The sequence below is a fragment of the Nonomuraea sp. NPDC052116 genome (assembly GCF_040680035.1).
Taxonomy (GTDB): Bacteria; Actinomycetota; Actinomycetes; order Streptosporangiales; family Streptosporangiaceae; genus Nonomuraea; species Nonomuraea angiospora_A.
The window spans coordinates 347,850-370,416 of sequence record NZ_JBFAWA010000003.1 but is presented as its reverse complement, the minus strand read 5'-3'; the positions used below and the strand labels follow the sequence as shown (position 1 = coordinate 370,416).

Annotated in this window: 24 protein-coding genes and 1 riboswitch; of the genes, 13 read left to right on the top strand and 11 right to left on the bottom strand. The window is 72.0% G+C overall.

Translation table 11 applies throughout. The features are described from left to right. The first annotated feature begins 94 nt into the window (after positions 1-94). The 7 genes from AB0L65_RS07310 (at position 95) to AB0L65_RS07280 (ending at position 7,426) form a co-directional block, all read left to right on the top strand. Positions 95-607: an FHA domain-containing protein gene (locus AB0L65_RS07310; protein ID WP_185074355.1), complete on the top strand. Its 513-nt coding sequence runs from the start codon at positions 95-97 to the stop codon at positions 605-607. A gap of 73 nt (positions 608-680) precedes the next feature. Further along, positions 681-1,307, top strand: coding sequence for a MerR family transcriptional regulator (locus AB0L65_RS07305; RefSeq protein ID WP_364241452.1), 627 nt, complete (start codon positions 681-683; stop codon positions 1,305-1,307). A gap of 132 nt (positions 1,308-1,439) precedes the next feature. Continuing rightward, positions 1,440-1,910 carry a bifunctional nuclease family protein gene (locus AB0L65_RS07300; protein WP_090771501.1) on the top strand — a complete coding sequence of 157 codons (471 nt, stop codon included), beginning with the start codon at positions 1,440-1,442 and terminating at the stop codon, positions 1,908-1,910. Between the two features lie 147 nt (positions 1,911-2,057). Continuing rightward, positions 2,058-2,678 (top strand): MerR family transcriptional regulator, encoded by a 621-nt coding sequence (locus AB0L65_RS07295; protein WP_350734655.1) that lies wholly within the window; start codon positions 2,058-2,060, stop codon positions 2,676-2,678. A 118-nt stretch (positions 2,679-2,796) separates the two neighbouring features. Further along, a riboswitch (glycine riboswitch) is annotated at positions 2,797-2,896 on the top strand. A 169-nt stretch (positions 2,897-3,065) separates the two neighbouring features. Then, on the top strand, positions 3,066-5,891 hold the full coding sequence (gcvP, locus tag AB0L65_RS07290; RefSeq protein WP_364241449.1) for an aminomethyl-transferring glycine dehydrogenase: 2,826 nt from the start codon (positions 3,066-3,068) through the stop codon (positions 5,889-5,891). A gap of 97 nt (positions 5,892-5,988) precedes the next feature. Continuing rightward, the gene (locus AB0L65_RS07285; RefSeq protein WP_364241446.1) at positions 5,989-6,579 is read left to right on the top strand and encodes a hypothetical protein; all 591 of its coding nucleotides are present in this window, start codon (positions 5,989-5,991) and stop codon (positions 6,577-6,579) included. A 49-nt stretch (positions 6,580-6,628) separates the two neighbouring features. Next, entirely contained in the window at positions 6,629-7,426 is a 798-nt protein-coding gene (locus AB0L65_RS07280) for a tetratricopeptide repeat protein (RefSeq protein WP_364241443.1), read from the top strand. A 135-nt stretch (positions 7,427-7,561) separates the two neighbouring features. Here the strand turns inward: AB0L65_RS07280 and AB0L65_RS07275 are convergent, their stop codons facing one another. Continuing rightward, positions 7,562-7,912 (bottom strand): hypothetical protein, encoded by a 351-nt coding sequence (locus AB0L65_RS07275; RefSeq protein ID WP_364241441.1) that lies wholly within the window; start codon positions 7,910-7,912, stop codon positions 7,562-7,564. 82 nt (positions 7,913-7,994) lie between these two features. Between AB0L65_RS07275 and AB0L65_RS07270 the strand changes: the two genes are divergently transcribed. Continuing rightward, complete coding sequence (locus AB0L65_RS07270) at positions 7,995-8,585, top strand: alpha/beta family hydrolase (protein ID WP_364241438.1); 591 nt, start codon at positions 7,995-7,997, stop codon at positions 8,583-8,585. 1 nt (position 8,586) lies between these two features. On the opposite strand, the gene AB0L65_RS07265 is transcribed toward AB0L65_RS07270, so the two are convergent. Both AB0L65_RS07265 and AB0L65_RS07260 read right to left on the bottom strand, forming a co-directional pair. Next, complete coding sequence (locus AB0L65_RS07265) at positions 8,587-8,778, bottom strand: DUF5999 family protein (RefSeq protein WP_185074362.1); 192 nt, start codon at positions 8,776-8,778, stop codon at positions 8,587-8,589. Positions 8,779-8,978: 200 nt separating this feature from the next. Then, on the bottom strand, positions 8,979-9,539 hold the full coding sequence (locus AB0L65_RS07260) for a TetR/AcrR family transcriptional regulator C-terminal domain-containing protein (protein ID WP_364241435.1): 561 nt from the start codon (positions 9,537-9,539) through the stop codon (positions 8,979-8,981). Between the two features lie 114 nt (positions 9,540-9,653). On the opposite strand from AB0L65_RS07260, the gene AB0L65_RS07255 reads away from it, so the two are divergent. Then, positions 9,654-10,052: a hypothetical protein gene (locus AB0L65_RS07255; RefSeq protein ID WP_363968718.1), complete on the top strand. Its 399-nt coding sequence runs from the start codon at positions 9,654-9,656 to the stop codon at positions 10,050-10,052. A gap of 97 nt (positions 10,053-10,149) precedes the next feature. On the opposite strand, the gene AB0L65_RS07250 is transcribed toward AB0L65_RS07255, so the two are convergent. The 3 genes from AB0L65_RS07250 to AB0L65_RS07240 all read right to left on the bottom strand — a co-directional run bounded on the left by AB0L65_RS07250 (position 10,150) and on the right by AB0L65_RS07240 (position 13,150). Beyond that, positions 10,150-11,523: an RNA polymerase sigma factor gene (locus tag AB0L65_RS07250; RefSeq protein ID WP_364241433.1), complete on the bottom strand. Its 1,374-nt coding sequence runs from the start codon at positions 11,521-11,523 to the stop codon at positions 10,150-10,152. Positions 11,524-11,690: 167 nt separating this feature from the next. Further along, complete coding sequence (locus AB0L65_RS07245; RefSeq protein WP_350734642.1) at positions 11,691-12,005, bottom strand: hypothetical protein; 315 nt, start codon at positions 12,003-12,005, stop codon at positions 11,691-11,693. A 44-nt stretch (positions 12,006-12,049) separates the two neighbouring features. Beyond that, the gene (locus tag AB0L65_RS07240; protein ID WP_364241430.1) at positions 12,050-13,150 is read right to left on the bottom strand and encodes an AMP-binding protein; all 1,101 of its coding nucleotides are present in this window, start codon (positions 13,148-13,150) and stop codon (positions 12,050-12,052) included. A gap of 93 nt (positions 13,151-13,243) precedes the next feature. Between AB0L65_RS07240 and AB0L65_RS07235 the strand changes: the two genes are divergently transcribed. Continuing rightward, entirely contained in the window at positions 13,244-14,170 is a 927-nt protein-coding gene (locus AB0L65_RS07235) for an o-succinylbenzoate synthase (protein WP_364241428.1), read from the top strand. Continuing rightward, the gene (gene menD / locus AB0L65_RS07230) at positions 14,167-15,828 is read left to right on the top strand and encodes a 2-succinyl-5-enolpyruvyl-6-hydroxy-3-cyclohexene-1-carboxylic-acid synthase (protein WP_364241425.1); all 1,662 of its coding nucleotides are present in this window, start codon (positions 14,167-14,169) and stop codon (positions 15,826-15,828) included. The genes AB0L65_RS07235 and menD overlap by 4 nt, the downstream gene beginning before the upstream one ends. Here menD and AB0L65_RS07225 read toward each other — a convergent pair. Then, positions 15,825-16,718 (bottom strand): 5'-3' exonuclease, encoded by an 894-nt coding sequence (locus tag AB0L65_RS07225; RefSeq protein WP_364241831.1) that lies wholly within the window; start codon positions 16,716-16,718, stop codon positions 15,825-15,827. The genes menD and AB0L65_RS07225 overlap by 4 nt on opposite strands. Next, complete coding sequence (locus tag AB0L65_RS07220) at positions 16,718-17,989, bottom strand: SpoIIE family protein phosphatase (RefSeq protein ID WP_364241422.1); 1,272 nt, start codon at positions 17,987-17,989, stop codon at positions 16,718-16,720. Before AB0L65_RS07220 ends, AB0L65_RS07225 begins: the two co-directional genes overlap by 1 nt. Before the next feature lie 133 nt (positions 17,990-18,122). Between AB0L65_RS07220 and AB0L65_RS07215 the strand changes: the two genes are divergently transcribed. Together AB0L65_RS07215 and AB0L65_RS07210 are read left to right on the top strand one after the other, a co-directional pair. Then, a complete protein-coding gene (locus tag AB0L65_RS07215; protein ID WP_364241419.1) occupies positions 18,123-19,232 on the top strand; it encodes a Xaa-Pro peptidase family protein in 1,110 nt (369 codons plus the stop codon). A gap of 7 nt (positions 19,233-19,239) precedes the next feature. Next, entirely contained in the window at positions 19,240-20,001 is a 762-nt protein-coding gene (locus AB0L65_RS07210) for a protein phosphatase 2C domain-containing protein (protein ID WP_364241416.1), read from the top strand. 44 nt (positions 20,002-20,045) lie between these two features. Here AB0L65_RS07210 and AB0L65_RS07205 read toward each other — a convergent pair whose 3' ends face one another. The 3 genes from AB0L65_RS07205 to AB0L65_RS07195 all read right to left on the bottom strand — a co-directional run bounded on the left by AB0L65_RS07205 (position 20,046) and on the right by AB0L65_RS07195 (position 22,520). Further along, complete coding sequence (locus tag AB0L65_RS07205) at positions 20,046-20,522, bottom strand: hypothetical protein (protein WP_364241413.1); 477 nt, start codon at positions 20,520-20,522, stop codon at positions 20,046-20,048. Between the two features lie 5 nt (positions 20,523-20,527). Continuing rightward, entirely contained in the window at positions 20,528-21,109 is a 582-nt protein-coding gene (locus tag AB0L65_RS07200; RefSeq protein WP_364241410.1) for a sigma-70 family RNA polymerase sigma factor, read from the bottom strand. A gap of 73 nt (positions 21,110-21,182) precedes the next feature. Beyond that, positions 21,183-22,520 carry a S8/S53 family peptidase gene (locus AB0L65_RS07195; RefSeq protein ID WP_364241407.1) on the bottom strand — a complete coding sequence of 446 codons (1,338 nt, stop codon included), beginning with the start codon at positions 22,518-22,520 and terminating at the stop codon, positions 21,183-21,185. Between the last annotated feature and the right edge of the window lie 47 nt (positions 22,521-22,567).

The following is a 22,567-nucleotide window of genomic DNA, read 5'->3' as shown; positions in this document are numbered from 1 at the left end:
GTATCTTGCGGCATTCGCAAACTTGAAAAAGCGAAGCGAGGCGCGTCTTTGAGCACCGTCGCCGCGTCTTCGCGGTAGGAGGCCGAGCCGATCGATGCCGAGCGTCTACTGCACGCAGTGCGGGCACGCCAACCCCGAGGATGCCCGTTTCTGTTCCCGCTGTGGGTCACCGCTGACCAGACCCGAGGTCTCCGGGGACACCACGTCGACGATCTCCATCGCGGGAATCGAGGCATACGAGGCTGAGGCAGGCGACATGCTCCTGGCGGAGCGGGCTCTGGTCGAGCAGCTGCCGCCCGGCACGGCGCTGCTCACGGTGACCAGGGGCCCCAACCAGGGGAGCCGTTTCCGGCTGGACAAGAACCTCACCACGACCGGGCGCCACCCGGAGAGCGACATCTTCCTCGACGACATCACGGTCTCCCGCCGCCACGTCGAGTTCTACCGCCACCCCGGCGGTCAGTTCTCCGTACGCGACGTGGGCAGCCTCAACGGCACCTACGTCAACAGGGAACGCATCGAGGAGGTTCCCCTGCACTCCGGAGACGAGGTGCAGATCGGCAAGTTCCGCCTCGTCTTCCTGATGCGGACCCACGCCGGCGCATGATCGAGCCGAGCGAGCGACTCGTGGACGCGCCGTCCCGGGAGGTCACATGACCTCCCAGGCGGCACGCTCTCACATGAGCATCGGGGAGGTGCTCGCGCTCCTGCAGGGCGAGTTCCCCGATGTGACGATCTCCAAGATCCGCTTCCTGGAGGGTGAGGGGCTGATCGAGCCGGAGCGCAGCCCGTCCGGCTACCGCAAGTTCACTCACCTGCACGTGGAGCAGCTGCGCTTCATCCTGCGCGAGCAGCGCGACCATTACCTGCCGCTGCGGGTGATCAAGGACAGGATGGCCGAGAGCTTCGGCCGCCCGCGCGCCGTCCAGGAGAAGACGGAGGTCCGGCTCAGCCGGGCCGAGCTGCTCGAGGCGGCGGAGATCGACGACGAGACGCTCACCGAGCTCGAGGACTACGGCCTGCTCGCCCCGGTGGCCAGGCGCTACGACGAAGAGGCGCTCAACGTGGCCCGCAGCATCGGCGCGCTGGCCCGCTTCGGCCTGCGCGCCCGCCACCTGCGGGCGGTCAAGGCCGCGGCCGAGCGCGAGTGCGGGCTCGTCGAGCAGGCGGTCGCGCCCATACTCAAACGGCGGGCCCCCGGCGCCATCGGGGAGGCCGACGAGGTCGCCAGGGAGCTTTCCACACTCCTGCTCGACCTGCACGCATCCCTTGTGCGGTCGGGGATCCGGTCCGTGCTGGGGCGTTGAGACCCTGGCGAGCTGGGAGGCGGAGGCGCATTCCATGCCCGCCGGGTGTTACGTTGAATTGCAGTAGCCAGTCAGCAGTAGCGACCCGCAAATAGCTGTGCCGGGTGACCGGTCAGGAATACGGAGCAGCCCGTGTTGCAGATGGAGGTCGTGGGCGTTCGAGTTGAAATGCCCACAAATCAGCCGATCGTCTTGCTCAAGGAGGCACACGGGGAGCGGTTCCTTCCTATATGGATTGGCATGACCGAGGCGACGGCCATCGCGCTGGCCCAAGCGGAGGAGCCACCGCCGCGTCCGCTCACCCACGACCTCTTCCGAGACGTGCTGAGCGCTCTGGGCGTCGGCCTGCGAGCGGTCAACATCGTCGCCTTGCGCGACGGCATCTTCTTCGCCGACCTGGTCTTCTCCAACGGCGTGGAGGTGAGCGCGCGGCCGTCCGACTCGATCGCGCTCGCCCTGCGCACCGGAGCGCGCATCTTCGCCAGCGAGGAGGTCGTCCAGGAGGCCGGGGTGATCATCCCGGACGACCAGGAAGACGAGGTGGAGAAGTTCAGAGAGTTCCTTGACACGATCACTCCCGAAGACTTCGGCAGGGCGGGGTAGGTATTTCGGTGCATTTACGCTTCACGACGCGCCGAGCCGGATCGTTGACTGAGCATGGTCACGGTCCTACGGTGCAAGTGAAACCCGTGGTCGCCCTTTACGAACCCCCAGATCAGGCCGCGGGATGAGAGAAAGCCGGAGGTCCGCGTGGCGGTCAGCAGCGGCGAGGGAAAGACGGCCGGCCAGGAAGATCCGGTTCGGCGCGAGAGCGCGCGGCAGCGTGCCGGAGAGCAGGGCCTGCTCTTCGACGAACAGCCGGCGTCGCTGCCGGCGGACATCGGATACCGCGGGCCGACGGCCTGCGCGGCGGCCGGCATCACCTACAGGCAGCTCGACTACTGGGCGCGCACGGGCCTCGTGGAGCCCACGATAAGAGCCGCGCAGGGCTCGGGCTCCCAGCGGCTCTACAGCTTCCGGGACATCCTGGTGCTCAAGGTCGTCAAGCGGCTCCTCGACACCGGGGTGTCGCTGCAGCAGATCCGTACGGCCGTCCAGCATCTGCGTGACCGCGGGGTCGCCGACCTCGCGCAGATCACGCTCATGAGCGACGGCGTCAGCGTCTACGAGTGCACCTCGGCCGACGAGGTGATAGACCTGCTCCAAGGCGGTCAGGGCGTGTTCGGCATCGCGCTCGGCCGGGTCTGGCGAGAGGTCGAGGGCTCCCTCGCGGAGCTGCCGGGGGAACGAGCGGCGGTCGAGGACAGCGTCCCGGCCGACCACCCCGCTGACGAGCTCGCCCGCCGTCGCCGCGCGCGGCGCCTCAGCTAGCACACCCCCTTCTGCCGTGGGCCGCCGGACGCGGCCCACCGGGCAATCCGCACATAACGCATCGACGGGGAAATTCATGCGTAACGCGGAGGGTTGTAATCTAGGACAGCAAGGCTGATGACCCCGTGCGGGAGAGTCCCTGGGACCCGCGGGTCTCAGGGCGCCGAAGGAGCAACCCTCCCCGGAATCTCTCAGGCACCCTGTACCGCTCGGGTGAGGCAACTCTGGAAAGCAGGCGCACCCGCCAGGCGCGCCTCACCGACGGTGCAAGCCCCATTCCCGGGGTGAAGCTCTCAGGTCGCGGCGTCGCCGCGCTGACAGAGGGGGAGATCCGGCACTCGCCCGCGCCACGGCGCCGGTCTCCATAGCCTCGGGAGGCACTGTTCCATGACCGACCTGTCAGCTCCGCCGTTCTCGTCCAGGCACATCGGCCCATCCGCGGCCGAGCAGCAGCGCATGCTCGAGGCCGTGGGCTTCGAGTCCGTGGCGGATCTGGTGGCCGTGGCCGTCCCCGAGGCCATCAGGGCCAAGGACCGGCTCCAGCTGCCCGCCGCCGTCGGCGAGGCCGAGGCCATCGCCGAGCTGCGCGCCCTCGCGGGGCGCAACCGCGTGCTCACCTCCATGATCGGCCTGGGCTACCACGACACGATCACCCCCGCCGTCATCCGGCGCAACCTGCTGGAGAACCCGGGCTGGTACACCGCCTACACCCCGTACCAGCCGGAGATCTCGCAGGGCCGCCTCGAGGCGCTGCTGAACTTCCAGACCGTCGTCTCCGACCTCACGGGCCTGCCCGTCGCGGGCGCCTCCCTCCTCGACGAGGCCACGGCCGCCGCCGAGGCGATGACCCTGGCCCGCCGCGCGGGCAAGTCCAAGAGCAGCGTGTTCGTGGTGGACGCCGACGCGCTGCCGCAGACCAAGGCCGTGCTCGCCACCAGGGCCGAGCCCCTGGGCATCACGCTGGTGGAGCACTCCCTCGAAGGCGGGCTGCCCGAGTGCTTCGGCGTGCTCGTCCAGTACCCGGGCGCGTCCGGGCGGCTGCGTGACTTCCGCGCCGTGGCCGCCGCCGCGCACGAGGCGGGCGCGCTCGTCGTGGCCGCCGCCGACCTGCTGGCCCTCACCCTCGTGGCCGCGCCCGGCGAGCTGGGCGCCGACATCGCGATCGGGTCCTCGCAGCGGTTCGGGGTGCCGTTCGGGTTCGGCGGGCCGCACGCGGCCTACATGTCCGTACGCGAGGGCCTGCAGCGCCAGCTCCCCGGCCGCCTGGTGGGTGTGTCGGTGGACGCCGACGGCGACCCCGCGTACCGGCTGGCCCTGCAGACCCGCGAGCAGCACATCCGCCGCGAGAAGGCCACCAGCAACATCTGCACCGCGCAGGTCCTGCTCGCCGTCATCGCGAGCATGTACGCCGTCTACCACGGCCCCGAGGGGCTGCGCCGGATCGCCCACCGGGCGCACCGGCACGCCGTGGCCCTGGCCGAAGGGCTGCGCCAGGCGGGCCTGGAGGTCGTGCACCGCGAGTTCTTCGACACCGTGCTCGTACGCGTGCCCGGCCGGGCCGCCGAGGTGGTCGCCGCCGCCGTCGAGCAGGGCGTGAACCTCTGGCGGGTCGACGACGACCACGTGTCGATCTCCTGCGACGAGAAGACCGGCGCCGCCGAGGTCGCCAAGGTGTGGGCCGCCTTCGGCGTCGAGCAGGCCGACGTGGCCCTGGACGCGGACGCGCTGCCCGCCTCGCTGGCGCGCGAGTCCGGCTACCTCACCCACCCGGTCTTCCACAGCCACCGCTCCGAGACCGCCATGCTGCGCTACCTGCGCAAGCTGCAGGACAAGGACATCGCGCTCGACCGCTCCATGATCCCGCTCGGCTCCTGCACGATGAAGCTGAACGCGACCACCGAGATGGAGCCGATCACCTGGCCCGAGTTCGCCGCGATCCACCCGTACGCGCCGGACGACCAGGCCGAGGGCTACCGCGAGCTGATCGGCACGCTGGAGGGCTGGCTGGCCGAGGTGACCGGCTACGACCGCGTCTCCATCCAGCCGAACGCCGGCTCGCAGGGCGAGTTCGCCGGACTGCTGGCCATCCGCGCCTACCATCGCGCGAACGGCCACGGCGAGCGCGACGTCTGCCTCATCCCGTCCTCCGCCCACGGCACCAACGCCGCCAGCGCGATCATGGCGGGCATGCGGGTCGTGGTCGTGGCCTGCGACTCCGACGGCAACGTGGACCTGGCCGACCTCGACGCCAAGATCGACAAGCACCGTGACGCGCTGGCCGCGATCATGGTGACGTACCCCTCGACGCATGGCGTGTACGAGGAGACGATCACCGAGGTGTGCGCCAAGGTGCACGAGGCCGGCGGCCAGGTCTACGTGGACGGGGCCAACCTCAACGCGCTGGTCGGGCTGGCCAAGCCGGGCGAGTTCGGGGCCGACGTGTCCCACCTCAACCTGCACAAGACGTTCTGCATCCCGCACGGCGGCGGCGGTCCGGGCGTCGGCCCCGTCGCGGTCCGCGGCCACCTGGCGGCCTTCCTGCCCGGTCACCCGCTGCACGACGGCACGCCGGTGGGTCCCGTCTCGGCGGCCCCGTACGGCTCGGCGGGGATCCTGCCGATCTCGTGGGCCTACATCAGGATGATGGGCTCCGAGGGGCTCACGGCGGCCACCGAGCAGGCCATCCTGTCGGCCAACTACCTGGCCAGGCGGCTCGCCCCGCACTACCCCGTGCTCTACACGGGGCGCGGCGGGCTGGTGGCCCACGAGTGCATCGTCGACCTGCGGCAGATCACCAAGGAGACCGGGGTCACCGTGGACGACGTGGCCAAGCGGCTCATCGACTACGGCTTCCACGCGCCGACCATGTCGTTCCCCGTGGCGGGGACGCTGATGATCGAGCCGACCGAGAGCGAGGACCTCGGGGAGCTCGACCGGTTCGTGGACGCGCTGATCGCCATCCGCGGCGAGATCGACAAGGTGGCGTCGGGGGCCTATGACCCGGCGGACAACCCGCTGCGGAACGCGCCCCACACGGCCGAGTCGGTCAGCGCCGACGAGTGGACCCACCCGTACACGCGCGGCGAGGCCGCCTATCCGTTGCCGTCGGTGCGGGACGGGAAGTACTGGGTGCCGGTGCGCCGGATCGACCAGGCCTACGGGGACCGCAACCTGGTCTGCTCCTGCCCGCCGCTGGAGGCGTACGAGGACTAGAGGTTCACCGCGGGCGCGGCTTCACCACCGCGCCCGCGCCGACCACGGGCATCGCGGGGGCCGGGTTGGCGTGGGATCATCGGCTGGGAGGCCGGTGATGGGCGACGGCGCGGTGGGCGACCTGGTCAAGGGGCAGGTGTGCCTGTTATCCGGGCTGACCGTCTGCCTGGTGATCATGCCCGGGTGCCTCTCCTTCAACTGCGGGATGAGCGACTTCGGCGTCCACTGGCGCACGGTCGTCCCGTACGCCGTCGGGTTCCTCGGCGCGGCCCTCTACACCCGGAGAGCGCTGCGGGCCGCCGCGCCCGCCCTCCCCGCGCCGCGGTTCGTGGCGGCGGCTGGGGACTCGTTCGCGGTGCTGCTGGTAGGGATCCTGCTCACGCCCTACACCCTCGGGAGCGGCGTGCACTGGGTTCACAGGTCGTTCGGGGCGGCGTTGTTCCTGCACGAGCTGGTGCTGGCGGTGCGCATGGTGTCGTGGGCGTCCACCGGGGCGATGCTGGTCGGCTTACAGGTGGCCGCCGGGGTGGCCTCCGGCGTGTCGGTCGTGCTGGCCGAGGGGCCGCTGGTGGTGGGGCAGGCGGTGTTCCAGCTCGCGTTCGGGCTGGTCATGATCAGGACCGTACGCGTGCTGCTGCGCAGGGGTCCGAAGCCGATCAGTCCTTCCGCGTCAACTGAGCAGACATGATCGACAGAAATGGTTAGGCTCGGTGCGACCGTCGCCAGAAGGAGCTCTCTTGACGTCCTCAGAGCTGGAGACCCCGCCCCTCGACGCCGCCCGCCGCCTGGCCGAACGCGGTGATCTCGACGGCGCCGCCGCCATCCTCGCCGAGCTGGCCGCCGACCCCCACGGCCCGGACCGGGCCCAGGCCGCGGTGGGGCTCGCCGTCGTGCTGGAGGAGCGCGGCGACGTCGAGGCCGCCAGGGCCGCCGCCAGGACCGCGCTGGCCACCGGGCACCCCGAGTACGCCGCCCAGGCCGCCTGCCACCTGGCCCAGGGGTTCGAACGGGAGGGCCGCGCCGAGCAGGCCAGGGCCGCCTGGCAGGCCGTCCTGGGGGTCGGAACGGCCGCATATGTGCCGCTGGCCCACCTCGCGCTGGCCCGGCTGGCGACGGCCGCCGGCGACCTGGACGAGGCCGAGAAGGAGCTGCGGGCCGCGATGGAGGGCGGCGACCCGGGCGTCGGCGCGCGGGCGGCCCAGGAGCTGGCCGACCTGCTGCTGGCGCACGGGGAGCCGGGGGCGGCGGCCGACGTGCTCCTGGACGCGCTGGAGGAAGCCCCGGCCGAGGAGGTGCCGGGGCTGCGGGTCCAGCTCGGGATCACGCATCTGGAGCTGGCCTGCGCGGAGTTCGCGGAGACCGTCGAGTACGGGGCGGACCCGCAGACCAGCGCCCTGGCCATCGAGCTCCTGGCCCGGACGCTGCCGCTGCGCGGGCGCGCCGACGACGCGGGGCGGGTGTGGTCGTACGGGCTGGAGCACGAGGACGAGACCCTCGCCGCCGAGGTCCGCCTCCGCTACCACCGCGACGCCTGACGCGCCGGCCGGCTGTGCCCGCCTGACGCACGCCCGCCTGCTGAGCCCGTTCGGCGCCCTCGACCGGACAGAGGCGTCCGGGCAGGGGGAAGGGCGGGGGCGCTCCCGTAGGCCTCCGCCGTCTGTCCGCCGGGGTCAGTTGCGGCGCATGATGGCCACGGCCGAGGCCACGTTGATGACCACGATCGCGATCCACGTGATCGTCAGCCCCACCAGCCCCGCGTTGCCGGCCGCGATGGCCGTCAACGGGATGCCGATGCCCATCGAGCCCAGCGCGATCGGGATCATCGCCGCGCCGGGAGGGCTCTTCTGCCGGTGCGGAGTGGCGCCGTGGTGATCCAGCTCGGAACGTACGCGGGCGGAGATCGTGGCGTCGAGCCGCTCCACGAACGACTCGACGAGCGCGGCTTCGTACTCGGGACCGAGGTCCCGGCGGGCGTCCAGGGTGGCCTGGAGATCATCCCGGATGGGGCGCTTATCTGGCATGACAGCAATCATCCATCCCCGACGCCACGCCGTCATCCAACCTGAGGGCTAGGGCGCGATCCTCCCCAGGTACGGTGCTGGCATGGAGGTCATGACCCCGCGAGGGCCCGCGCTCGTCCAGGTGGACGAGGTGGCGGACCCGCGGCTGCTACTGGTGCTCACCCACGGTTCGGCCGGGGGAGTGGACGCTCCCGACCTGCTCGCCGTACGGGACGCCGCCATCGAGGCCGGGGCCGTCGTGGCCAGGGTGACGCAGGCGTTCAGGGTGGCGGGGGCGCGGGCGCCGGGGTCGGCGGTCAAACAGGACGAGGCGTGGGAGATCGTCCTCAAGGAGGTGCGTACGCTCTGGCCGGGGCTGCCGCTGGTGCAGGGAGGGCGGAGCAACGGGGCGCGGGTCGCCTGCCGTACGGCCGGGGCGGTCGGCGCGGCGGCCGTGGTGGCGCTGGCCTTTCCGCTGCACCCGCCCGGGAAGCCGGAACGCTCCAGGGCCGACGAGCTACGCGGCGCCGGGGTGGACGTGCTGGTGGTCAACGGGGACCGGGATCCGTTCGGCGTGCCGGACGCCGCTGACGCGGCACGCCTGGTGGTGCTGCCGGGGGAGGGACACGACCTCAAGAAGGACCCCGCCCGAGTGGGCGAGGTCGTGGCGGAGTGGATAGTCCACTACGCCTAGTTCACGCCGCGCCGACCACGGGTCGGTGTGGTGCGATGGCGGCGCCGCTGGGCAGCAGCTCCCCGGTGTCCTCGAACAGGACGACACCGTTGCAGAGCAGGCTCCACCCCTGTTCGGGGTGGCAGGCGAGAGTGCGTGCCTTCTCGCGGTCGGGCGCCTCGGCATCCGGACAGGCCGGGTCGTGCGGGCACATCGGCGTGCCTCCGATATCTCGTGGGATGCTCCCGTTGGGAGGGGCGGGAGCCGGCTCGGGTAATTGTTCTGGCAAGTGTGCGACGGATGTCACACTCCCGGACATAGTCCATCAGGACTGTTACAGAAGGGATCCCCGTTCGTGTGACCTTCGACACAGCGTGCCGTATGCAGGATAACGGTCCAAGCGCGACACGCGCACTACGTTTGCAATCCCTTGAGCAGAGCGTCGAGTCCGCGCTCGAAATCGATATCAGCCCTTTCGTCCCGCCTGACCCATTCATCAACCTCAGGATCGGCCCAGCCCGACTGCTGCACCTCGACGGCCACGCTCCCGAACACGAAGGCTCTCAGCGCCCGTACGGCCTCCGCGGCGTCGGGCAGCCCGCCGTCGGCGAGCTGCTCCGTCTGCTCCCTGATGGCGATGGCCGTGGCGCCCTTGGGGGGCTTGGTCAGGGCCAGCGCCAGCACGCCCGGATGCTCGCGCAGCAGCTCCCGCCCCGCCCGGCACCAGGCCTTGGCCGTCTCCTGCCAGGTGGCCGCCTGCTCGACGCGGACCGCGGTGACGTGCTCGGCCAGGGCGTCCATCAGCGCCTCCTTGCCCCGGGGCAGGTGGTGGTAGATGGCCATGGCCTCCACCTCCAGGGCGTCGCCCAGACGGCGCATGGTGAGCCGGCGCAGGCCCTGGCTGTCGGCGATGTGGAGTGCGGCCTCGATGATGCGCTCGCGGGAGAGCGGGACCGGCGGTCTCTTGGCGGGCATGGAGATCATCTTACTTCGTAAAGCCGGTTGCGCCGGGTCGATTTCCCGCTGTGTCGTACGACGGCGTACCCTTGGCGGTTGAACGAGTGCCGGCTGTGTGAAAGGGCAGGGTCGATGGCGTTTTTCCGTCCGCGGGTGAGCCGGGAGGCCGAGGTTCGCTACCACGCGGACCAGGAGATCTCCAAGAGCTTCCCCGAGTTGCTCGACAAGGCCCGAGAAGCCGAGGAGACGCTGCGTGTGCTGCGGGCCGCGGCGGCCGATGAGATCGAGCTGATGGCAGCCGGGCGGGCCTTCGACCGCGCGCTGACCGACGCCCTGCGCGCCGCGGAGGCGGGGCAGCGGGCCACGTTCGGGGTGAAGGCCTACGACGACCGGATCGCGCGCCGCAAGGCCAAGGCGACGCCCGCCGGGTCGATGTGGACGGCCGAGGTCGACCGGCTGCGCACGCTGCGCGAGGACAACCGGATGTGGGGGATCCCGCGCGTGCCGCGCCCGGTGCCCGCGACCCTCTGACGCCCCGCCCGTCCCACGGGCATAAAACCCACGGGCATGAACACGGGCATGAAGAAGCCCCGGCACAGCCTCCCTCGTTGTGCCGGGGCTTCGGTTTTCAGCTCGCCCAGTCCAGCAGCGGGCGGGTGTTGCTGGGGTGGCGGAGCTTGGAGAGCGACTCCTTCTCCAGCTGGCGGATCCGCTCCCGGGTCAGCCCCAGGTGCTTGCCGATCTCGTCCAGCGTGTGGGGCTTGCCGTCCACCAGGCCGAAGCGGAGCGCCATGATCCTCGCCTCGCGGGGCGAGAGGTTGTCGAGCACGCCGCGCAGTTGGTCGCCCAGCAGCTGACGGTCGACGATCTCCGAAGCCTCGGGCGAGTCCACGTCCTCGATGAGGTCGCCGATCGTGGTCTCCCCGTCCTCGCCGATCGTGGCGTTGAGCGAGATCGGCTGGCGGCTGGTGCGCAGCAGCTCCTCGATCTGGTCGGGCGTCTTGTCGAGCTCGACGGCCAGCTCCTCGGGCGTGGGCTCGCGCCCCAGGCGCTGGTGCATGTCACGCTCGACGCGCGACAGCTTGGACAGCATCTCCAGCACGTGCACGGGCAGGCGGATCGTACGGGCCGAGTCGGCGAAACCACGCTGGATGGCCTGCCTGATCCACCACATGGCGTACGTGGAGAACTTGAAGCCCTTGGTGTAGTCGAACTTCTCCACGGCCCTGATCAGCCCCAGGTTGCCCTCCTGGACCACGTCCAGCAGCGACATGCCGCGGTCGGTGTACTTCTTGGCGACCGACACCACGAGCCGGAGGTTGGCCTCCAGCATGTGGTCCTTGGCCCGCTTGCCGTCCTCGATCACCAGGAGGAGGTCATCCTGGGCGGAGACGGACAGATCGGGCTCGGTCTCCAGCTTGTACTCGGCGTACAGGCCCGCCTCGATCCGCCGGGCCAGCTCGACCTCCTGCGCCGCGGTGAGCAGCGTGCGGCGGCCGATGGACTTGAGGTAGGTGTGCACGGAGTCGCCCATGGCCGACTGGGTGTCGTCCAGGTCGATCTGCTCGTTCTCGATCTCGGAGTCCTCGGCGCTCAGCTCGAGGTCCTCCGGCACGTCCTCCTCGTGCTCCGGCTTGGGCTCGGGGCGGGTCACGGCCTTGGCGGCCGCCTCTGTGGGGTTGACCGGGGCGTTCTTCACCGTGCCGTTCCTGGACGGGGCGGTTTTTGCCTCCGCCGCCTTGCGGCCGGTAGTCTTTGCACGCGCGGGCTTCCTGGGGGTCTTCTTCGGGGCGGTCTTGCTGAGAGACGGCTCGTTCTCGGCGGCCAGGCTCACACCGCTCTCCGAGAGCTCGCGCAGGATCGTGCGGCCTTCAGAGGGGCTGATGCCGGCGTCGGCGAACGCGTCACGCAGCTCCGCGAGAGAAAGGTGACCCTGGGCTCGCCCTCGTTCAATGAGTTGGTCGAGAGTCGCAGATGGGGTCGCTACGGCGGTTCTGGGCATGAGGACACCTCCTCCGTACGGAGTCGAAGCGATCAGGCAGGTTGTGGTGGGGCGGCTTCGGTCCGCACGGCGCACCAGTATCAATAACGCCAATCGCTGTCATTTGTTCCCGGTGGGACGAAAAAGGGGCGGATCGCCCGATAGACGAACCGCCCCTCCCGTCAGTCCTATTCCCGGATCTTGATCTCCCCGGCCGACACCTCGGGCATGGGCATCGGCTGGGCGTCCTGCAGACGCTGGTCCGTCCAGTAGTCGACGACCGCGTCGGGGTCGGGGTTGACATCGCGGGAGACCACGATGCCGTCGTCGCTGGTCGTGGGCGTCGGGCTCGAAGTCGGCGGTGCCTTCTCCACCACGGCTCGGGTCTCCTTCGCGACCTGGTCGAGCTTGCCCGCCGAGGCGGCCGCCGCGACTGAGGCGCCTCCGACGACGATGACGCCGACGACGGCCGCGGATGCCCACATCTTGCGGGTTTGATCCATGAAGGCTCCCTCCCTCTCCCCAACTAAGACGCAGCCGCAACTCATCAGGTTCCTGCCCGGAGCCGGACGAAGTCGGTCTTCCCGTTCGGCAGCAGCGGCAGCTCGGGCACCAGGCGCAGGCTGCGCGGGGCGGCATGAGGGGGAAGCCTATCGCGGCAGAACGCCCTCAATTGAGGAAGCGTGAGTGGCGTGTCGGGATTGGCGGGCACCACGATGGCGGTGACCAGTTCGCCCCACTCGGCATCGGGCGTGCCGATCACGGCCACGTCGGCCACCTCCGGGTGGGTGCCGAGCACCTGGGCCACGGCGGCGGCCACCACCTTCTCGCCGCCGGTGTTGATCACGTCGTCGGCCCGGCCCAGCACCCGCAGCCGGCCGCCGGCCATTTCGCCCAGGTCGGAGGTGCGGAACCAGTCGCCGTCGAACGGGTCGGCGGCGCCGAAGCGGTAGCCGGAGAACAGCACGGCGCCGGCGATCCTGATCAGCCCGTCCTCGCCGATCTTGACCTCCACGTTGTGCAGGGGCCGGCCGTCGTAGACGCAGCCGCCGCACGTCTCGCTCATCCCGTACGTCGTCACGATCCGGGCGCCGAGGCCCCGGGCCCGCTCCAGCAGCCCCGGCCGGGGCGCGGCGCCGCCGAGCACGATCGTGCGGAACACCGACAGATCCGCCCCCAGCTCGACCAGCCGGTGCAGCTGGGTGGGGACGAGGGAGACGTGGTCGGCCCCCGAGCCGAGCACCTCGTGCGGGTCGAACCGGGCGTGGATGATCGGCTCGCTCTCCGACAGCAGGGCGCGTACCAGGACCTGGAGGCCCGAGATGTGGGCGACGGGCAGGCAGCACAGCCAGCGCTCGCCCTTGGCGGCCGCCACGTGGCGCAGGGAGGCGGCGGCCGAGGCGCGCAGGGCGGCGGCCGAGAGCATCACGCCCTTGGGGGCGCCGGTGCTGCCGCTGGTGGCGATCACGACCGCCACGTCGGAGGGGACGCCCTCGCCGTCGCTCTGCGGCGCGGCGTCGACGTGCGTGGGGCGCAGCGCGGTCAGGGCGGCCTCGGACTGGCCCGGGGCCAGGGGGAGCACGGCGGGTCCCTCGCCGCTCAGCGCGTCGCGGATCGCCGTGTAGAGGGCGGGTCCGGGAGGCTGCACAATGGCATGCAGCGGACGGTCCGGATGCGACGGGTTCCTCCACATGCTCGTAAGGTTAGTGGCGACAGGTCGGATAGAGGCGCAGGGAGGGTCGTGACGCGTTCTCCCGTGGTCTTCCGCATCCCCATGCGCACCCGGTTCCGTGGACAGACCGTCAGGGAAGGCGTGCTGCTGCACGGTCCCGCCGGGTGGGGGGAGTTCTCCCCGTTCCCCGAGTACGGCCCGCGCGAGTGCGCCCGCTGGCTGGCGTGCGCCCGCGAGGCCGCCTTCGAGGGCTGGCCGGAGCCGGTGCGCGACAGCGTCCCCGTCAACGCGACCGTGCCCGCCGTGGGGCCCGAGCAGGCCCATGACATCGTCCGGCGCTCGGGCTGCGGCACGGCCAAGGTCAAGGTGGCCGAGCGGGGCCAGACCTTCGACGACGACGTGGCCAGGGTGGAGGCCGTACGCGACGCGCTCGGGCCGGGCGGCCGGTTGCGGATCGACGCCAACGGCGCGTGGACCGTGGACGAGGCGGTGCGGCGGCTGAAGCGGCTCGACCGGTTCGACCTGGAATACGCGGAGCAGCCGTGCGCCACGCTGGAGGAGCTGGCGGCGGTGCGGCGGGCCTGCGACGTGCCGATCGCGGCCGACGAGTCCATCCGCAGGGCGGAGGACCCGCTGCGGGTGCGGGCGGCCGAGGCGGCCGACATCGCGGTGGTCAAGGTGCAGCCGCTCGGCGGGGTGCGCGAGGCGCTCAAGGTGGTGGAGGCGTGCGGGCTGCCCGCCGTGGTCTCCAGCGCCGTGGAGACGTCCGTCGGGCTGGCCGCGGGGCTGGCGCTGGCGGCGGCGCTGCCGGCGTTGCCGTACGCGTGCGGGCTGGGCACGATGGCGTTGCTGGCGGGCGACGTGGTGGACGACTCCCTGGTGCCGGTGGAGGGATCTCTGACGGTACGGCGCCCCCCGGTGGATTTTCAGCATTTGTCGACTTTTGAGATTGAATCTCCCCAGTGGCTTCGCCGGATGCAGGAGGCGTCACTTTGAACCCCGCTACCGCACTGGCCACAGTCCTGGTCGACGAGCTGGTGCGCTGCGGCCTCACCGACGTGGTGCTGGCCCCCGGCTCACGCTCCGCCCCGCTGGCGCTGGCGCTGCACGCCGAGTCGCGGGTGCGCCTGCACGTGCGCATCGACGAGCGGTCGGCGTCGTACCTGGCGCTGGGGCTGGCCAAGCGCGGCGAGCGGCCGGTGGCGCTGATCTGCTCGTCCGGCACCGCCGTGGCGAACTTCCACCCCGCGGTGATCGAGGCGAGCGAGTCGGGCGTGCCGCTGCTGCTGCTGACCGCCGACCGGCCGCCCGAGCTGCGCGGCACGGGCGCCAACCAGACGATCGACCAGATCAAGCTGTTCGGCTCCTCGACCCGCTGGTTCGCCGAGGTGGGGGTGCCGGAGGACCGTCCCGGGCAGGTCGCCTACTGGCGCTCGCTGGCCTGCCGCGCCTACCAGCGCGCGTCGGGCCCGTCCGACCCCGGTCCCGTGCACCTCAACCTGGCCTTCAGGGAGCCGCTGATCCCCGACGGCGACACCGCCTGGTCCGAGCCGCTCGACGGCGGCGGCAACGGCCCGTGGGTGCGCGCCAGGGTCGCGCCCCCGCCCGTCGCCCTGCACATCGCGCCGACCAGGCGCGGCGTGCTGGTGGTCGGCGACGGCGCGGCCAACGTGCGCCGGTACGTGGCCGCGGCGGGCATGGCGGGCTGGCCGGTGCTGTCGGAGCCCAACGGCGGCGGCCGCTACGGCGACCACGCGATCTCCACCTACCACTACCTGCTGGGCACGCCGGAGTTCGCGGACGCCCACCAGCCCGACGTGATCGTGACCTTGGGGCGGCCGGGGCTGTCGAGGCCGCTGCTGTCATGGCTGAAGCGGGCCGGCGAGCACATCGTGGTGGCGCCCGACCTGGGCCGCTGGCCCGACCCCACCCGCTCGGCCACGCAGGTGGCGCAGGCCGTGGAGATCCCGGTGGCGGCCGGCGACGACTCGTGGCTGCACGCCTGGCGGCAGGCGGACGCGGTGGTCCGGTCGGCCACGGACGCGGTGCTGGACGCCTCGGGCACGAGCGAGCCGCGCCTGGCCAGGGACCTGGTGGACGCGCTGCCCAACGGCGCGCTGCTGTTCTGCGGCTCCTCGATGCCGATCCGCGACCTGGACCAGGCGATGCGGCCGCGGCGCGGCATCAGGCTGATGGCCAGCAGGGGCGCCTCCGGCATCGACGGCGTGGTGTCCGCGGCGATGGGGGCGGCGCTGGCGCACAACGGCCCCTCCTACGCGCTGATCGGCGACCTGTCGTTCCTGCACGACCAGAACGGGCTGATCCTCGGGCCCCGCGAGCCCCGGCCCGACCTGTGCTTCGTGGTCGTCAACAACGACGGGGGCGGGATCTTCTCGCTGCTGCCCCAGGCGGCGGTGCGCGACCCGTTCGAGCGGGTGTTCGGCACGCCGCACGGGGTGGACCTCGCCTACGTGGCGGCGGCCACGCGGACGCCGTACACGCTGGTGGAGGACATCGCCGACCTTTCCAAGGCGATGCGCGGCGAGGGGCCGCGCATCGTTGAGGTGCGCACCGACCGCGAGGAGAACGTCATCATGCACGCCCGCCTGCGCGAGGCCGCGCAGGAGGCCGTCCGTTCCTACCTGGAGAGCTAGCGGCTCAGCACGTCGAGCAGGCGGTTGAGCGGGCCGTCGAGGCCGTGGCGGTCGGCGAGGGCCACGAGGGCCTCGGGGTCGCGCGGCTTGGCCGGCAGGGTGAGGTCGACGTCGGGCAGCGGCGCGTCGGGGGCCACCTGGACGACGGCGGGGGCGGCGCTCAGGTAGTCGCGGGCGGCGCCCAGCTTGGTGCGGGCGCCCGCGGGGAAGCCGTCGGTGACGCCCGCGTCGAGGGCCTGCAGCAGCGCGTCGAGCGAGCCGAAGCGGGTGATGAGGGCGGCGGCGGTCTTCTCGCCGACGCCGGACACGCCGGGCAGGCCGTCGCTGGGGTCGCCGCGCAGGGTGGCGAAGTCGGCGTAGGCGCGCCCGGGGATGCCGTACTTGGCGGTGACGAACGCCTCGTCCACGATCTGCAGGTTGCGGATGCCGCGGGCGGTGTAGAGGACGCGTACGGGACGGGCGTCGTCGACGAGCTGGAACAGGTCGCGGTCGCCGGTCACGATGTCCACGGCGCCCGGGGCCCGGTGGGTGAGGGTGCCGATGACGTCGTCGGCCTCGTAGCCGGCCGACTCCAGGCGGGCGATGCCGAGCGCGTCGAGCACGTCCTGGATGACGGCGATCTGCGGGACGAGCGCCTCGGGGACCTCCTCGGTGTCGCCGTGGGCGACGCGGTGGGCCTTGTACGTCGGGATCGCCTGGACGCGGAAGGCGGGCCGCCAGTCGGCGTCCATCGTGGCCGCGAGCTCGGTGGGGGAGTGCTGGCGGACAAGGGTGGCGATCATGTCGATGAGTCCGCGCACGGCGTTGACCGGAGAGCCGTCCGGGCCCTTGATCGACTCCGGTATGCCGAAGAAGGCGCGGAAGTAGAGCGACGGGGTGTCGAGAAGCATCAGCACGGGTCTATGGTCGCACTCTTGACGAGCGGTTCCGTGCTCTGTGCCGGTATGGAGACCGCCAGCAGGCAGGCGTCGTCCTCGGGGTTCGGGCCGCCGATGTCGGCCAGGAGGTGGTCGAGCCCGGCGTCCAGGTCGCGGGCGGGCACGTCGCGGGCGGCGGCCAGGACCAGGTCGAGGCCGACGTCGATGTCGCGGGTGCGCCGCTCGACCAGCCCGTCGGTGAACAGCAGCAGCAGGTCTCCGGGCAGCAGCCGGGTGGTGGCCAGCTCGTAGGGGCGGCCCGAGGCGGCGCCGAGCAGCACGCCGCGCGGCTGGTCGAGCTGGCGGGCGACGCCGTCGCGCACGAGGATGGGCGCCAGGTTGCCCGCCTGGCCCCAGGCGAACACCCGGGTCTCCGGATCCAGGTGGCCGATGATCGCGGTGGCGGTGGTCTCCTTGAGCTGGTGCATGGCGAGGTCGTTCAGCCAGGTGAGCAGCCGGTGGGCGGGCTGGCCGGTCATGGCCAGGCCGACGAGGGCGTGGCGGAGCTGGGCCATGTGGGCGATGGCGGGCAGGCCGTGGCCGGAGACGTCGCCGATGGCCAGCAGCAGCCGGCCGTCGGGGGCGGGCGCGGCCTCGAACCAGTCGCCGCCCAGGCTCGCGGTCTTCTCGGCGGGCACGTAACGGACCGCGATGGTGGCGTACGGCAGGTCGAGGCAGCCGGGGTGCTCGGGGAGGATGGCCTCGCGCAGGGCGAGCATGACGTGGAGCTCCTCGGCGGCCTGCTCGCGGGCCTCGAGGAGCTGGCGGCGCGACTCCGACATCAGGCGCTCGGCGCGGCGGCGGCCGGTGATGTCCTGGATGACGCCGTGCAGGCCGATGGGGCCGCCGGGGGCCATGAGGGGTTCGAGGACGACGCGCAGGTCGCGCAGCTCGCCGCGGCGGCGGATGCGGAACTCGGACTGGACCGGCTCGACGCTCTCCACGGCCGACCACAGGAGCCGGTCGAGCGTGCCCATGTCCGCCTGCTCGACGTGTTTGGCCAGGTCGGGCAGGGCGATCGGGCCGTCGGCCGGGTCGCGGCCGAAGATCAGGTAGACCTGGTCGGACCAGATCGTCTCGCCGCTGTGCATGTGCCATTCCGCCCAGCCCATGTTGCCGAGCCGCTGGGCGTGCGCCAGCCGTACGGCGAGCATCTCGGCGTCGTTCTCGGAGCCCGGGTGGTCAGTGTGGCCTTTGTTGCTCTTGTGACCGAGCGGCTCGGCCGCGCCTGCGACGTCGACCATGGTCCCACTTTCAAAGATGGACAATTGACCCTACACTACGTGATCAATCTTGAACGGAGTGTAGCGGGGGCTTGCCGTGTTGTGAGAGCTTTTCGCGGATTTTAGGCGGCGCGGTCCGAGTAGATTATGGGCTGTGACGTCCTCAGATCTGTATCCCGTGTCCCGTCTCACCGCCGTCCAGGAGGCCACCGCCAAGGCCGGTCTCGACGCCCTTTTGCTGACGCCCGGCCCCGACTTGCGCTATGTGAGCGGATACGAGGCCAAGCCGCTGGAGCGGCTGACGTGTCTCGTGGTGCCCGCCTCGGGCGAGCCGTACATGATGGTGCCCCGGCTGGAGCTGCCCGCGGCGCAGGCGTCGCCCGCCTCGCGGCTGGGGCTGGACTTCGTGGCGTGGGACGAGACCGACGACCCGTACGCCATCGCGGCGGCGCGGCTCGGCCAGGTCGAGAAGGTGGGCCTGGCCGACCGGATGTGGGCCATGTCGTCGCTGCGCTTCCGCGAGGTGCTGCCGGGCGCGGAGCAGGTGCTGGCCGGGACCGTGCTGCGGGAGCTGCGCATGCGCAAGTCGGCCGCCGAGGTGGCGGCGCTGCGCGAGGCGGGGGAGGCGATCGACGCGGTGCACCGGCGGGTGCCGGAGTTCCTGCGTGCCGGGCGCACCGAGCGCGAGGTGGGCCGGGACATCGCGGAGGCGATCCTGGCGACGGGCCACGCGACCGTCGACTTCGTCATCGTCGCCTCCGGGCCCAACGGGGCCAGCCCCCACCACGACGTCTCCGACCGGGTGATCCAGGCCGGGGAGCCGGTCGTGGTGGACATCGGCGGGCAGCTGCACAACGGCTACTGCTCCGACTCGACGCGCACGTACAGCGTCGGGGAGCCGCCCGCGGACTTCGCCGCGTACTACGAGGTGCTGCGGCGGGCCCAGGACGCGGCCTGCGCGGCGGTGCGGCCGGGCGTCTCCTGCGAGTCGATCGACGCGGCCGCCCGCGACATCATCGCCGAGGCGGGATACGGCGACTACTTCATCCACCGCACCGGCCACGGCATCGGGATCGAGACGCACGAGGAGCCGTACATCGTCTCCGGCAACGGCGAGCCGATGGAGGCCGGCTTCGCATTCTCCGTGGAGCCCGGGATCTACCTGCCCGGCAGCCACGGGGCGCGGATCGAGGACATCGTGGTCTGCACCGAGACGGGCGCCGAGCGGCTCAACAACACCCCGCGCGACCTCGTCATCGTGTAGGAGGCGCGTGTTCGCGGAGGTCGCCTGCGCCAGCAGGCCCGGGTCCGGGCGGCCGAACGAGGACCTGGTGATCGCCGGGCCGTCGTGGATCGTCGTGCTCGACGGTGCGACGGCCCCTCCCGGGGTCGCCGGCGGGTGCGCGCACGACGTGCCGTGGCTGGTGCGGCGGCTCGGGGACGCGCTGGCGGCGGGGCTGAGCGCCGATCAGGACTCACCGCTGGCGGAGATCCTGGAGGCGGCCATCGGGACGACGATGGCCGCCCACGCCGGCACCTGTGACCTGGACGATCCCGACTCGCCGTCCTCGACGGTGGCCATGGTGCGGACCGGCCGGAACGGGGTCGAATATCTCGTGCTGGGCGATTCGCCCGTCGTCTTCTCCCTGGCGGGCGGCGGCGTCCGGGCGGTGAGCGACGACCGGGTCGAGGGCCTGCCGGGCGGGCGGCCGTACACGGTGGAGCTGGTGCGGCGCATGCGCAACGCGCCCGGCGGGTTCTGGGTGGCCGGCAGCCGCCCGGAGGCGGCCCGGCAGGGGCTGTGCGGCGTCGTGGCCGACGCGCGCGGCGTGGGCGTGCTCACCGACGGGGTGTCGCGGCTCGTCGACTGGTACGGGTGGAGCTGGCGCGACCTCGTGGCGGCGCTGGACGGGCCGGGGCCCGAAGCGGTGATCGCGGCGGTCAGGGAGCTGGAGCGGGACCGGGGGCCCGTATACGGGAAACGGCACGACGACGCCACCGCCGCCTGGACCCGGGTCGGCGCCCGGCCCTGAGGTGTATCAGGGCCCGCCGCCCACCCTCTGGGAATGCGAGGGCGTCAGATGAGGATCCAGGTGGTCACCACCGGGCCGCCGCAGTCGGGGCTGACCCGCAGCCGCAGCGGGCCGGGCGCGAGCTCGCCCGTGGTGAACCGGCCCAGCTCGTCCGCGCACACCGGCGTGCCACCGTCTCGCCGCTGCACCACGATCTCGGCGGGTGTGCCGCCCGACACCCGCCCCACCAGCCGCCGGCCGGTCACCTCCAGCTCCACGACGACCTCCCCGGCGGCGAACGACAGCAGCCGCGCCCGCCCCCCGCCGCGCACCCGGGTGGCCGACAGCTCCTCCCACGAGTCGAACGTCAGCTCGGCCAGCTCCGCGTCCAGGGACCTGAGCGCGTAGGCCAGCATCGCCTCCTCGAACAGCCTCGCCGGGACCGGGTCGAGCCGCTCGGCCGCCGCCCGCAGCCGTTCCTCCAGCTCCAGGTCCCCGTCATCGATGGCGTCGTCCCTGGCGTCGTCCATCGCGTCGTCCACGCCGTTCACCCCCTGATGCCGTTCACGCCGCGCCGGTTCATCAGGACGGCCAGCCGCTTGAGGCAGCGCCCCCTGTTCGGGCCGATGCTGCCGACCGGCATGTCCAGCCCGTCCGCGATCTCCTGATAGCTCGGCCGCGGCTCGGCGATGAGGACGCGCAGCAGCCGCCTGCAGCGCTCCGGCAGCTCCTCGAACGCGCTCCACAGCTCCTGCTCGCGCTCGGCCTGCTCGTTCGCCTCCTCCGCCTCCAGCAGCAGGAACTCGGGCGAGCGATCGTCGGCGTCGAGGCCCATCAGCTCCAGGTCGCCGACCGGCAGGGCCCTGCCGCTGGTGCGCAGGACCCGCAGCGCCTCGTGCCTGGCGGTGCTGGCCAGCCAGGAGCCGGCCCGCTCGGGCTCCCGGAGCCTGGTCAGGTGCTCGGCGAAGCGGTACCACGTCGTCTGGCAGACGTCCTGGGCGTCGGAGTCGTTCACGAGGTAGCCTCGCGCCACGGCCCACACCAGCCCGCTGTAGCGCTGGTAGAGCTCCTTCCACGCCCCAGCGTCGCCGTCCGCGGCAGCCGCGACCAGGGTTGCGGTGTCGTCCACTGCGGCGGCTCCCTATATCTGGGCGGGAAGCCCAATATATTTCGCATACCGCCGCCGGGCGGGTAACTCGCCATCATCGGAGGAAACCGCTCAGATCCGGTACGGCCAGCCGCCCCGCGAGAAGCTGCGCCGCGGCCTCCCGCGCGGACACCTGCTCCTGCGCCATGCGGGCCGCGATCATCCCGGCCACGATCGGCGTGGCGAACGACGTGCCGCTCCAGGCCGCCAGGCCGGTGAAAGTGGCCTTGTCGCCCTCCTGCAGCGTGGCCATGCAGGTGCACCCGGGGTAGTGGGCCGGGTCGGCGAAGCGGCAGGTGGTGCGGTGCGGGTAGCCGTACTGGTAGGGGCCGGAGGTGAAGGCGTTGACCAGGCGCTCGCCCGGCGCGTACACCGTGACCCAGTCGCCGTGGTTGCTGAAGCAGGCCCGGCCGAGCCCGTCCTCGCGCAGCGCGCCCACCGACAGCACCACGTCGCCGGAGGCGTTGACCGGCTCCGTGGCGAACGCGGCCGGCCAGAACGGCAGCGTCTCGCCGTCGTTGCCGGCCGCGGCCACCAGGAGCGTGCCGGGGTGGGCGGCCAGCTCGTCCACGAAGTCGGCCAGGCCGAGCAGCGCGCTCGCGTCGGCGGTCCTGGTGCCGGCCGAGAGGGAGACGATGTCCGGCCAGCCGTGCTCGTCCAGGATGTGCAGCAGGGTCTGGCCCAGCTCGTCCTCCAGGGCGGCGCCCGCGTACGGGAAGGCGTTGTAGACGCGCACGTCGGCGGCGGGCGCCACGCAGCGCAGCACGCCGGCGATGAAGGTGCCGTGGCCCACGTACGGCTTGATCAGGCCGTCGGGGTCGAGCTCGTCGCCCGGGTCGGTGACGTCGCCGTCCACCTTGGGGATGTTCGGGATGCCCGAGCTCTCGGCCAGCCACTGGTGGTCGAGGTAGTCGTGGACGAGGCCGGTGTCGAGGACGGCGACGCTCACCCCCGCTCCCCGGTCGCGGCCGGACAGAGGCGGGTTGAGCGGCCCGGCGCTCGGGACCGGCTCGTCGCCGGGGCACAGGTTGACGCCCGCGACGGTGACGAAGTGGACCAGGCTCGATGCGATGTCCTCGCGGGCCAGATGCTCGACGGTCCTGTGCAGGTTCCTGGAGCCGACGGAGAGCCGGCGCATGGAGGTCCTGCCGACGGTCCGGGCCCCGGCCACGCGGACCGTGTCGGGGCCCGGCTGCAGGCGCTGGACGGTCGCGGCGGCCCGGCCCGCGTCGGCGTCGCGCACCAGGACGTGCCCGGCGAGGTGGGCGAACCGCGGCTGCACCGCGGATCCCGGCGCGGCCCCTTCGGGGCCCGCGACGGCGCGCATGCCGTCCGGCAGCGCCGCGTTGAGTATCTCCAGCTGCTCCCAGAACCGGCTGTCCGATGGGGTCATTCTCGCGTCCCTCCCTGCGATGTACGTATGTAGGAGCCATCACCGGA

What these genes read in the sequence shown, in the direction of transcription:
- AB0L65_RS07270 (WP_364241438.1), top strand. Translation starts at nt 7,995, where the DNA reads ATGGAGGTCATGACCCCGCGAGGGCCCGCGCTCGTCCAGGTGGACGAG.
- AB0L65_RS07285 (WP_364241446.1), top strand. Translation starts at nt 5,989, where the DNA reads ATGGGCGACGGCGCGGTGGGCGACCTGGTCAAGGGGCAGGTGTGCCTG.
- AB0L65_RS07225 (WP_364241831.1), bottom strand. Translation starts at nt 16,718, where the DNA reads ATGCTTCTCGACACCCCGTCGCTCTACTTCCGCGCCTTCTTCGGCATA.
- AB0L65_RS07255 (WP_363968718.1), top strand. Translation starts at nt 9,654, where the DNA reads ATGGCGTTTTTCCGTCCGCGGGTGAGCCGGGAGGCCGAGGTTCGCTAC.
- gcvP (WP_364241449.1), top strand. Translation starts at nt 3,066, where the DNA reads ATGACCGACCTGTCAGCTCCGCCGTTCTCGTCCAGGCACATCGGCCCA.
- AB0L65_RS07245 (WP_350734642.1), bottom strand. Translation starts at nt 12,005, where the DNA reads ATGGATCAAACCCGCAAGATGTGGGCATCCGCGGCCGTCGTCGGCGTC.
- AB0L65_RS07265 (WP_185074362.1), bottom strand. Translation starts at nt 8,778, where the DNA reads ATGTGCCCGCACGACCCGGCCTGTCCGGATGCCGAGGCGCCCGACCGC.
- AB0L65_RS07275 (WP_364241441.1), bottom strand. Translation starts at nt 7,912, where the DNA reads ATGCCAGATAAGCGCCCCATCCGGGATGATCTCCAGGCCACCCTGGAC.
- AB0L65_RS07220 (WP_364241422.1), bottom strand. Translation starts at nt 17,989, where the DNA reads ATGGTCGACGTCGCAGGCGCGGCCGAGCCGCTCGGTCACAAGAGCAAC.
- AB0L65_RS07310 (WP_185074355.1), top strand. Translation starts at nt 95, where the DNA reads ATGCCGAGCGTCTACTGCACGCAGTGCGGGCACGCCAACCCCGAGGAT.
- AB0L65_RS07260 (WP_364241435.1), bottom strand. Translation starts at nt 9,539, where the DNA reads ATGCCCGCCAAGAGACCGCCGGTCCCGCTCTCCCGCGAGCGCATCATC.
- AB0L65_RS07195 (WP_364241407.1), bottom strand. Translation starts at nt 22,520, where the DNA reads ATGACCCCATCGGACAGCCGGTTCTGGGAGCAGCTGGAGATACTCAAC.
- AB0L65_RS07305 (WP_364241452.1), top strand. Translation starts at nt 681, where the DNA reads ATGAGCATCGGGGAGGTGCTCGCGCTCCTGCAGGGCGAGTTCCCCGAT.
- AB0L65_RS07250 (WP_364241433.1), bottom strand. Translation starts at nt 11,523, where the DNA reads ATGCCCAGAACCGCCGTAGCGACCCCATCTGCGACTCTCGACCAACTC.